Genomic DNA, 10,008 nt, shown 5'->3' on the forward strand with positions numbered 1-10,008 from the left:
AATTAATTTAAATTGTCCATGTTGTTAAACCTTGTTTTTCGAATTCGTATCGTTTAATATAACCCCCTAATTTTGATAATTCGTTAATAACTTTATGTCGGTTATTACCGGGACAATAAAAAAACATAAATCCGCCGCCACCTGCACCTGAAATTTTACCGCCGGTAGCTCCTGCATTCATCGCAATATTGTATATGTTTTCAATATCTGGATTTGTAATTCCTTCTGCCATTTGTTTTTTAAATGTCCAGCCAAAATCAAGAATATTTCCAATTTCTTCAAGTTTACCTCTTAATAATATTTCTTTCATTAAAATGGCCTGTTCTTTTATTTTATGCATGGCTTCTATTGAGGATGTTTTCTTATTTATAACATTTTGCCTTTGTTTTTCAATTATCTCAGATGAAAGCCTGGATGTTTTTGTATAATACAATACCAGATTGTATGCAAGTTCGTTTAAGATTTCCTGTTTAATTCTAAGAGGATTTACAATTACTTTATCATTTTCATAAAATTCCATAAAATTTACACCACCAAATGTAGCAGCATATTGGTCCTGTTTTCCTCCAGCCATGTTTAGATCAATTCGTTCAATCTGGTAGGCTAAAAAAGCCAGATCATATTCACCAAGCGGAAGTTTGAGCCACTCCGAAAAAGCTCCTAAAACAGCTGTTCCAAGTGTTGAGGACGTTCCTAAACCTGAACCAGGGGGTGCGTCAACATGTGTTGAAAGTTCAAATGATAACGGCTTTTTAATATAATCTTTAATAACTCTATTGTATATGCCTTTAATTAAGTCAAGCTTACCATCTATAGGAAGTTCAGTTACGGCATCGTAAGTGTAGTATTCATTTTTATCAATGGCATTTAAAACAATTTTATTATCATCTCGTGGAACTATAGAGGCATATGCATACATGCTTATAGTAGCATTTAGAATAGCGCCGCCATAAATATCTGAATAAGGCGCCACATCAGACCCACCTCCTGCTAAACCTAATCTTAATGGGGCTTTGCTTCTAATTATCATTTTGTATAAATTGATTATTTAACTCAAAAATAACATTTAACATTTTATCCCACGAATATTTCTTTTTTTGTTCTAAAATATTGGGTAAAAATTCTTTTTCTCTTGATTCTTTGTAAAAATCAATTATTGAAAGAGTAATATCATCTGGGTCAATATTAACAACATAACCTACTTTTCCATGTGGTATTATTTCAGCTAGTCCACCAACATTTGTTACCAAAACGGGTTTATTAAAATGATAGGCAATTTGCGTTACCCCGCTTTGAGTAGCTGATTTGTAGGGTTGAACAATGAGGTCGGCAGCATTAAAATAATCGGCTACTTTTTCATCAGGAATGAAATCAGTTCTTAAAATTATTTTGTCATGTAGATTAAGTTTTTTTATAAGCTCATAATAAGGCTCAGCATCTTCATAAAATTCTCCGGCTACAATAAGTTTTACAGGTAAGTCATTCATCTTGTCATTTGCCATGGCTTTTATAATTAAGTCAAGGCCTTTATAATTTCTTATAAAGCCAAAGAAAAGCAGGTAATTGAAATTTTTATCTAAATTGAGTTTGCTTTTAGCAGATTCTTTTGATGAAATTTCCCCAAAATTATCATAGAGGGGGTGTGGGGTAAATACTTTAGGTTTATTGGTAAATATTTCAATTTCTTTAAGAACCGATTTTGACATAGCAATAAAACCATCAACTGGCTTTACAAAATATTTCGTAAAAGTTCTGTCCCCAGGTCTGTTTTCATGAGGAATAATATTATCGATAATTGAAATAATTTTAGAATGTTTATTCTTTTTTATTTTTCTTAAAATAGTGCCAAAACAAGGCCCCATAAAAGGAATCCAGAATTTTATAATAACTAAATCAGGTTTTTCTTTTTTAATTTTCCTTCCAACTTTAATCCAATTTATTGGATTAATAGAATTAATAGCAACTTTAATATTAATATTTTTTGGCGGAGGGGATTCGGAATATTGCGATTTTCCAGGAAAAAGAATAGAAGGATATTGTAATTTAAATGTATATAAAATTACTTCATCACCATTGTTTATAAATTCTTTTGCAAGACGCTCATTATAAGTAGCTAAACCACCGCGTAACGGATATGCTGACCCAATAATTACAATTTTTTTATTCACAGAAATTTTCTTTAATCACCAAAAATACGAATACAATTATATAATTCAGGAATATTTTTTCTTAAGTTTTGTTAATAATTATTAATCACCGCTAAAATAGTGTTTTTATGAGAATAAATCAAAAAATCCCCGAATATTTTAAAAATAAATGGTTATGTTTGTGAGATTTTTTAGAGTGGACTCAAATTTTAAAAATGAATATGTTTTCATCTATATTTTTAACGCTCCTGTGCTTCTTTATCACAGATAATGTATGCGCACAAAACGTAGATGTCTGCAAAATCTATGGCAGTGTATATCTTGAAAAAACCAAAGCATTTGCTGATTATTCGGTTTACATTGAAGAAACAGAAGCATTTGCTGACCTGGTAGTTTATAAAGAAGACAGTGAGATATTTGCGGATAAAAGCGGCTTATGGTACTTAATTGAACAAAAAGCATTTGCAGATTATTCAATTTATATAGAACAAACCAAGGCTTTTGCAGATTTTTCAGTATATTATATTGATGTAGAATCTTTTGCAGGGTGTGATTAGCACAGCGCCCCGTTAAATAATCCCGAGTAGAGACGCCCAAATTGGGCGTCTCTACTCGGGATAACGGGGTAAACATGGAGCAGGTCAAAGATCCAGACGCAAATAATTTTCCGTAATAATTATCTATCAAATTTCATATATTTGCATAAAATAAAAATTTCAGTATGAAAAAATTTATAAAAATCCTTTTATCCCTGTTTTTATTGATCTCCTGTAATTCTCAACAAGAGAATAATGAAAAAATACGGGAAAACACCCAGAATTTCATTGATGGTTACACTACTCAATACCTAAAATTCTATTATGAATCTAACGAAGCAGAGTGGAAATCTAACATAATGATCCTTGAAGGAGATTCTACCAATGCTATTGCTACCCGCAAGGCAAATGAAGCCCTTGCCCGATTTACCGGAAGCAAAGAAAACATCGAAAAAGCAAGAAAGTTTCTTGAAAAAAAAGACAAGCTGCTCCCCCTGCAAATTAAGCAGCTTGAGGTGATCTTGTACAAAGCTGCAAACAAACCACAAACTGTTGAGGATCTTGTAATGCAGCGGATCAAAGCTGAAACAGAACAGAATGAAAAACTTTTCGGTTTTGATTTTCAAATTGCCGGTAAATCTGTATCAACCAACGACATTGATGAGATTCTACAGTCAGAAAATGACCTGGGAGAAAGGTTGAAGGCTTGGCAGGCAAGCAAAGAGGTTGGCAAAACGCTCAGGCAGGGTTTAACAAACCTGCGGGATCTTAGAAACAAAACCGTACAAGCCTTGGGCTACCATGATTATTTCACCTACCAGGTATCTGAATATGGCATGACCACAGAAGAAATGATGCAGTGGATGCAGTATATGTTAAAAGAGCTCTGGCCTTTATACACCGAATTACACACTTATACCCGCTATGAATTGGCACAAAAATACGGAATTGGACAAGTACCCGATATGATCCCTGCCCACTGGTTGCCCAACAGGTGGGGCCAGAGTTGGGGTGCAATAGTTAAAGTTGAAGGAATAGACCTGGATAATGTTTTGGAAGAAAAAGGTTCTGAATGGCTTATAAAACAAGCCGAACGTTTTTACATCAGCCTTGGATTTGATCCGCTTCCCAAAAGTTTTTATGAGAAATCAAGCCTATACCCACTACCGGATACGGTAGATTATAAAAAAAACAATCATGCCTCTGCCTGGCACCTTGATCTGGAAAATGATGTGCGCAGCCTGATGAGTGTAATTCCTAATTCAAGATGGTATGGAACTACACATCACGAATTAGGGCATATTTATTATTATCTCACCTATACCAATCCGGACGTGCCTGTTTTGTTGAGAAGAGGCGCCAACAGGGCATATCACGAAGCGATAGGTAGCCTGATGGGCCTTGCTGCTACACAGGAGCCCTTTATGATTGGTTTGGAATTGATGCCACAAGACATTGAAACCGATCAAATGATGACATTATTAAAAGAGGCCCTCGGTTCTATTGTATTTATTCCTTTTTCATGTGGTGTAATGACTGGATTTGAACATGACCTGTACGTTAAAGATCTTCCCGAAGATGAATTTAATAAACGATGGTGGGAACTAAAAGCCAAATACCAGGGAATAGCGCCTCCCTCTGCAGAACGGATTGATAATCCGTCATTTTGTGACGCAGCCTCCAAAACACACATTAACAATGATGCTGCACAATACTATGATTATGCTATTTCCAGTATTCTACTATTTCAATTGCATGATCATATTGCAAAAAATATATTGAAGCAAGACCCCCACGCTACCAATTATTATGGAAACAAACAGGTCGGTGAATTCCTGAAAAGTATTATGGCTCCCGGAGCAAGCGCAGACTGGAAAGTATTATTAAGAGAAAAAACAGGTGAAGATCTCAGTGCAAAAGCAATGCTTGATTATTTTGAACCTTTAATGAAGTATTTGAAAAAAGAAAATGAAGGGAGGGTACATACATTGCAAACATTACCATAACAAATCTAATAAATTTGCGTTAATATAAACTAAATGGCTACAAATAAAATTTCCAGTACAAAAGAATCCGTCTTGATCGAAGTTGAGGTTGGAATTATAAAGGAACGTAACTGCTATGTTGCCTATTGCCCTGCATTGGAATTATCTGGCTACGGTGATACGACTACTGAGGCTAAACACTCCTTCGAAACTTCAATGAAAATTTTCATTGAAGAAACCGATAGAAAGGGTACCCTTGAAAAACTACTCCTAAAACTAGGCTGGTCATTAAGGAAATCGCCTATTGTAAATTATGAACCTCCTAAATTGTCATATGAAAATTTAGTTATATTTAAAAACTCTGAAAATATTATTAAAGAAAAAGTAAGAATACCTATTTAAACTTGTCCTTTAAGTTTTTTGTTTATGCCCCTTCAGCCTATCCCAACAAAAAAGTTTAAGAAATTTCTTAAAAACCAAGGACTTGTTTATGTGCGTACAGAAGCAAGTCACGAAATTTGGGATAGACAGGATGACTCTTTATTAAGACCAGTCACATTTTGGGGTCATAAGAAAGAAGTGCCGGGATTACACATTCATACGAATCTAAAAACAATAGGAATGACCTATAAGGAGTTTCAAAAGATAATATCAAAATTATAATATTAATAATAACTTGTAAATATATGAGACTAAAAAATTCCAAAATACTTATAACTGGCGGGAGTCTGGGAATAGGAAAAGCAACGGCCAAACTATTAGTAGAAAGCGGAGCACAGGTCGCCATTACCGGAAGAAATAAAGAAAGGCTGCAAAATGCTGCAAAAGAAACAGGCGCATTTCCTATCATTGCTGATGTCTCTAAAAAAGCTGCCGTTAAACGGACATTTGGAGAGTTTATAGATAAATATGGGAATCTTGATTGTTTGATCAATAATGCCGGCATTGGTACTTCTAAAAAGCTGGAAGAATTAACACTTGACGACTTCCACAAAGTTTATGCAGTAAACGTGTTTGGTGCTGCTATAATGGCACAAAAAGCCGCAGAAATATTTAGAAAACAAAACTACGGCCACATTATCAATATTGGTTCAACAGCAGCCAATAAAGGCTATGAAAGAGGAACCATTTACGCCTCCTCCAAATTTGCCCTCAAAGCGATGACCCAATGCTGGCAGGCCGAGCTGAGAAAATACAACGTTCGCGTAATGCTCATCAACCCCAGTGAAGTAACCACTGCCTTTGGAGACCCGCAAAGAGTAGAGCGAGCTTCAGTTCGCAATAAGCTGAGAAGCATTGAAATTGCCCATACCATAAAGTCAGCACTGGAAATGGATGATCGCGGCTTTATCCCCGAATTGACTGTTTGGGCTACCAATCCGTGGGATTGATAGGTTATTACAGTGTATATTCTTACCATTCATTCTAGATGAGAATAATTTATCTTTTTATTTATTGTTTTTTGCAATGTTAAAAATCGTTAAATTTGCAAAATATAGATTTGTTTTTTCTTGATTTTATAATCTATGATCATAACGGTCGCGTGGCCGAGTGGCTTAGGCAGAGGTCTGCAAAACCTCTTACAGCGGTTCGAATCCGCTCGCGACCTCAATGTTAGTTCATAATTATCTGAAATTCCAATAATTACTGATAATATTCATTTAATTTATTTCTTGATTTTACAGGAACTTAGAGAACTTCAAATTGCTTTTTTACCTTAATGTACTTAACTGTTTCCGCTGTCACTTTCTTTTCAATAACAGGAGTATCATCATCAAGGAAACTTATATAAGCTCCATTAGGAATTTTGTCTAATAGCTTTGGGTTTTTAAGGACTTCTTTTGCAAACTCAAACCCCTGCTTTATATCCTTAGTTATCTTTTCTTCTTCAGTCATGTTTCAAATTATTTAAAAATCTGTTTTTATACCATTTCCATCTATCTGTCAGGTCTTGTCCCGCATAGTTAAGAGCCATATTAAGATCGGTAATTTCTATCCTCACCTTTTTTTGGCTACCATCAGCAAACATTTCATCCCGGTGAAAAAAACCGTGCGCACAATCATATCTAACTATTGATTTCCAATTATCATCAATTAAAGATTCATGTTGAACAATAAGGTCAATTATTTTTCCTTTATCAACTTCAAATAAATAACGGATTCTATCTTTAAACTCGTAACCAAGCCACTGAAAATATTCTTTTCTATTCACTTAAACGCAAATTTAACGAAAACGTTCACTATTTGCAAACAAAAAAGCCCCAACAATACCGGGGCTTTTTTATTCAGCCTCCCCTCTCCTTCCCCGAGAAAATCGGGACAGGCAGGAGAGGGGTAGGGGGTGAGGTTACTCAAACACAACCTTCTTCATCGTGTTACCCTCTTTCGTCTTCACCTTGATCATGTAAAGCCCATTAGGCAGCCCCTTCCTTTTGAGCGCATACCTGCTGGTTATATTTACATTAAACACTCTTCTTACCATCTGGCCTGTTGCATTATACAACTCTATGACAAGGATCGGGTCTGAAGGATCCTTGCTGTGGATGATTAGCGAGGTGTTCGCTGGGTTGGGGTAGATGGTTACTTGATTGTTTAGTGAGATTTCATCTTCTATGCCAGTAATGCATACAGGTTGAGAAGGACATGCTTTTGAATAATTGCAGCTTGCCAAACCCAAAACACATGCAATACGTGGATTCACATATCCCATAATCGTATCAATATAATTTAATCCTTTGCATTTACTCATATCTGGATCTGGACTACAACCAGGGCTGGCAGGATCCCACCATTCAACAGTTGATTCTCCCGCAGTACCTACAACTATTGGAAACACGCCCTGGACACCTTCATTTACTGCATCCGCACGATTTGACCAACAATCAGTAAATGAACCATTCAATAAAACGTCATTATTTCCTAAATAATTCGCTATTCTAATAACATCGTGGGTGCCATGCACTTCAACCACATGTTGGCACATCATAGGACAGATAACTATTCCTGTGTCTACTCCTGTTTTATAAGGGGCAAAAGGATCACTTGGACTGTGCAAAGCAATCATTGGCACATCACCAGCTTCTAACCAGTTGGTATCTAGTAAAGCGCCTCCATAACTAACTGCCATATGGATTTTTGAACTGTAAGCACAATTATTTTCCATATTTAACGGTCGATTCCAGCAGCCATACATGTCACCCGAAAGGGAGGTATCCACAACCGATTGGCCGGTAGAATCTAAAAATCTAAGCAACCCCATTTCCTGGAATTTGTCTAAAGTTGCGCAACCGTAAGATATCAATCCCCCGGTGCCTTGTCCAAACATTATGAACTTAGATGTATCAATACCATAAGTATTACCACCTGTTTCATAATTTTTCCTAAACCACCGGACACAGGTTCTAGCATCCTGTATTCCACGATAGAGAGCATTTAACAAACCCCTGAGCCGCTCCTGCTGTAGTGGTTCAAAAGGATTCCAGCCAAGGCGATAACCCATTGCTGCTACAACATACCCTCTTTTTGCAAATTGAGTGCACATTTCAACAGTAGCGCTATCAGTCTTTGATCCAGTGCATACTAACGCAGTTGATAGAAAGCTGCCTGTGTGCAAAAAAATGATCAATGGTCTTTCTGTTAGGGTATCTGCTAACGATATATCCGGCTCATAAATATCCACCAATAAATCTTGTGGAATTGTATCAGTACCTACCAAGGCTAAATTATTACCAAAAGTATCATTTGATGTTACCGTTACACTTGTAAATACTTCATCCAGGTATCTTTGCTGGGCAAAGAGATTGCCTGTAAATGTACCTATTACAAATACAGCAATAAATAGTGATTTTTTCATCATAAACTTGGTTTATACCTCTCCGCCAGTTGGCGGATTGGTGGTTTACCCCATTGGATAATTATTTAAGTTTGCTTCATCCCGCTGCCAATGAGGTGAATTTAAAAACGGTGCAGAGCTATTAAAGTAATAATTCATATGCAAGAAAAAATATACTTTTTTTAAAAGAATTCATAATCCCCTATTGGGAGTCCGACTCTCGGAGTCCCACTCCAAGTGGGGCTCCGAATAAAGGATTGCCAATCCCTTGATTGGGAGCCCCACGGGAAGTGGGACTCCCATAATCCCATCCTACTAAAAAATGCCCTTTATATTATCATCATTAATTATTTTATATGACACTTAATCAAAGAATAAGCTGGTTTTTATAAAAAACAACAAAAGCCCCAATATTAATGGAGCTTTTGTTTTATTTCCCACCTTAAAAGATGAATTTAACAACATTTATCCTGTTGAATTTTTTTATATTCAACCGGGGTTACTCAAACACAACCTTCTTCATCGTGTTACCCTCTTTCGTCTTCACCTTGATCATGTAAAGCCCATTAGGCAGCCCCTTCCTTTTGAGCGCATACCTGCTGGTTATATTTACATTAAACACTCTTCTTACCATCTGGCCTGTTGCATTATACAACTCTATGACAAGGATCGGGTCTGAAGGATCCTTGCTGTGGATGGTCAGCGAGGTGTTCGCTGGGTTGGGGTAGATGGTGATGGAGCCTGGATCAATATTTTCTTCAATAGCATTAACACAACAAGAAAAAATTTCTGATATGTATCTCCCTCCAGTTGTATCAAGTCCTAATGCTACTACAATACGTGGGTTCACATAACCCATGACCGTATCAATATATGCCAAACTTATTACTTTAGACAGGTTCGGATCGTTTGTTGTACATGCAATTGGATTGGTTGGATCCCACCACTCCCAGGTTGGACTTGAAGGTGTAGGCAAAATTAATGGAAACAAACCTTCAATATTCTCCTGATGCGGGATAGTGTCTCCCAAATGGGATACTAAAACAGTATTCGCACGTATTGAGAAAGGATCACTCCATGTAACAGTTTTTAAAATATCATTATTGCCTAACCTATTCGCTCTCCTGATGGCATCGTGGCTCCCGCTAACTATTACTACAAGTTTACCCGTAAGAGGAACAATAACCCAATCCGTAGTATATGGGGCAAAAGGATCATCTACATTGTGTAAACCCACCATTGGCACATCTCCGACTTCTAACCAGGTGGAGTCAGGCAGAGCACCACCGAGATTAACAGCCATGTGAATTTCTGAGCTGTAACCCGGATGATTTTCTGTATTTAAAGGGCGATCCGGTGCCCCCATTCCCAAGCCATACATATCCCCTGAAAGTGCTGTATCTATAACTGAACACAATGGTGGCGAGGGGCAAGCGGGATCAATGAATTTCGGCAAGTTCATCTCCCCATCAAATCTGTCCAATGACGCACAGGCGTATGATACATAA

11 protein-coding genes and 1 tRNA gene are annotated in these 10,008 nt (G+C 36.8%); 6 read left to right on the forward strand and 6 right to left on the reverse strand.

All coding sequences use genetic code 11. From position 1 onward, the window contains the following. Window positions 1-7 precede the first annotated feature (7 nt). The gene (locus FVQ77_01205; GenBank protein MBW8048962.1) at window positions 8-1,030 is read right to left on the reverse strand and encodes a dehydrogenase; all 1,023 of its coding nucleotides are present in this window, start codon (window positions 1,028-1,030) and stop codon (window positions 8-10) included. Then, on the reverse strand, window positions 1,020-2,168 hold the full coding sequence (locus FVQ77_01210; protein MBW8048963.1) for a glycosyltransferase: 1,149 nt from the start codon (window positions 2,166-2,168) through the stop codon (window positions 1,020-1,022). The genes FVQ77_01205 and FVQ77_01210 overlap by 11 nt, the downstream gene beginning before the upstream one ends. A gap of 227 nt (window positions 2,169-2,395) precedes the next feature. Here FVQ77_01210 and FVQ77_01215 point away from each other — a divergent pair, with 227 nt between their 5' ends. From FVQ77_01215 to FVQ77_01240, 6 genes are all read left to right on the forward strand, one after another. Beyond that, window positions 2,396-2,704 carry a hypothetical protein gene (locus FVQ77_01215; GenBank protein MBW8048964.1) on the forward strand — a complete coding sequence of 103 codons (309 nt, stop codon included), beginning with the start codon at window positions 2,396-2,398 and terminating at the stop codon, window positions 2,702-2,704. A gap of 164 nt (window positions 2,705-2,868) precedes the next feature. Continuing rightward, window positions 2,869-4,689 (forward strand): M2 family metallopeptidase, encoded by a 1,821-nt coding sequence (locus FVQ77_01220; GenBank protein ID MBW8048965.1) that lies wholly within the window; start codon window positions 2,869-2,871, stop codon window positions 4,687-4,689. A 33-nt stretch (window positions 4,690-4,722) separates the two neighbouring features. Continuing rightward, on the forward strand, window positions 4,723-5,070 hold the full coding sequence (locus FVQ77_01225) for a hypothetical protein (GenBank protein ID MBW8048966.1): 348 nt from the start codon (window positions 4,723-4,725) through the stop codon (window positions 5,068-5,070). Between the two features lie 24 nt (window positions 5,071-5,094). Then, the gene (locus tag FVQ77_01230) at window positions 5,095-5,331 is read left to right on the forward strand and encodes a hypothetical protein (protein ID MBW8048967.1); all 237 of its coding nucleotides are present in this window, start codon (window positions 5,095-5,097) and stop codon (window positions 5,329-5,331) included. 23 nt (window positions 5,332-5,354) lie between these two features. Beyond that, the gene (locus FVQ77_01235; protein ID MBW8048968.1) at window positions 5,355-6,059 is read left to right on the forward strand and encodes an SDR family oxidoreductase; all 705 of its coding nucleotides are present in this window, start codon (window positions 5,355-5,357) and stop codon (window positions 6,057-6,059) included. Window positions 6,060-6,205: 146 nt separating this feature from the next. Beyond that, a tRNA-Cys gene (locus FVQ77_01240) sits at window positions 6,206-6,277 on the forward strand. 80 nt (window positions 6,278-6,357) lie between these two features. Here FVQ77_01240 and FVQ77_01245 read toward each other — a convergent pair. From FVQ77_01245 to FVQ77_01260, 4 genes are all read right to left on the reverse strand, one after another. Continuing rightward, window positions 6,358-6,564 (reverse strand): hypothetical protein, encoded by a 207-nt coding sequence (locus FVQ77_01245; protein MBW8048969.1) that lies wholly within the window; start codon window positions 6,562-6,564, stop codon window positions 6,358-6,360. Continuing rightward, a complete protein-coding gene (locus FVQ77_01250) occupies window positions 6,557-6,880 on the reverse strand; it encodes a hypothetical protein (GenBank protein ID MBW8048970.1) in 324 nt (107 codons plus the stop codon). The genes FVQ77_01245 and FVQ77_01250 overlap by 8 nt, the downstream gene beginning before the upstream one ends. A 135-nt stretch (window positions 6,881-7,015) precedes the next feature. Next, window positions 7,016-8,524, reverse strand: a complete 1,509-nt coding sequence (locus FVQ77_01255) for a T9SS type A sorting domain-containing protein (GenBank protein MBW8048971.1) — start codon at window positions 8,522-8,524, stop codon at window positions 7,016-7,018. A gap of 475 nt (window positions 8,525-8,999) precedes the next feature. Continuing rightward, on the reverse strand, window positions 9,000-10,008 hold a 1,009-nt coding region (locus FVQ77_01260), incomplete at its 5' end, for a T9SS type A sorting domain-containing protein (GenBank protein ID MBW8048972.1).

The organism is Cytophagales bacterium, assembly GCA_019456305.1.
Classification (GTDB): Bacteria; Bacteroidota; Bacteroidia; order Cytophagales; family VRUD01; genus VRUD01.

What these genes read in the sequence shown, in the direction of transcription:
- FVQ77_01230 (MBW8048967.1), top strand. Translation starts at nt 5,095, where the DNA reads ATGCCCCTTCAGCCTATCCCAACAAAAAAGTTTAAGAAATTTCTTAAA.
- FVQ77_01225 (MBW8048966.1), top strand. Translation starts at nt 4,723, where the DNA reads ATGGCTACAAATAAAATTTCCAGTACAAAAGAATCCGTCTTGATCGAA.
- FVQ77_01255 (MBW8048971.1), bottom strand. Translation starts at nt 8,524, where the DNA reads ATGATGAAAAAATCACTATTTATTGCTGTATTTGTAATAGGTACATTT.
- FVQ77_01245 (MBW8048969.1), bottom strand. Translation starts at nt 6,564, where the DNA reads ATGACTGAAGAAGAAAAGATAACTAAGGATATAAAGCAGGGGTTTGAG.
- FVQ77_01220 (MBW8048965.1), top strand. Translation starts at nt 2,869, where the DNA reads ATGAAAAAATTTATAAAAATCCTTTTATCCCTGTTTTTATTGATCTCC.
- FVQ77_01205 (MBW8048962.1), bottom strand. Translation starts at nt 1,030, where the DNA reads ATGATAATTAGAAGCAAAGCCCCATTAAGATTAGGTTTAGCAGGAGGT.
- FVQ77_01235 (MBW8048968.1), top strand. Translation starts at nt 5,355, where the DNA reads ATGAGACTAAAAAATTCCAAAATACTTATAACTGGCGGGAGTCTGGGA.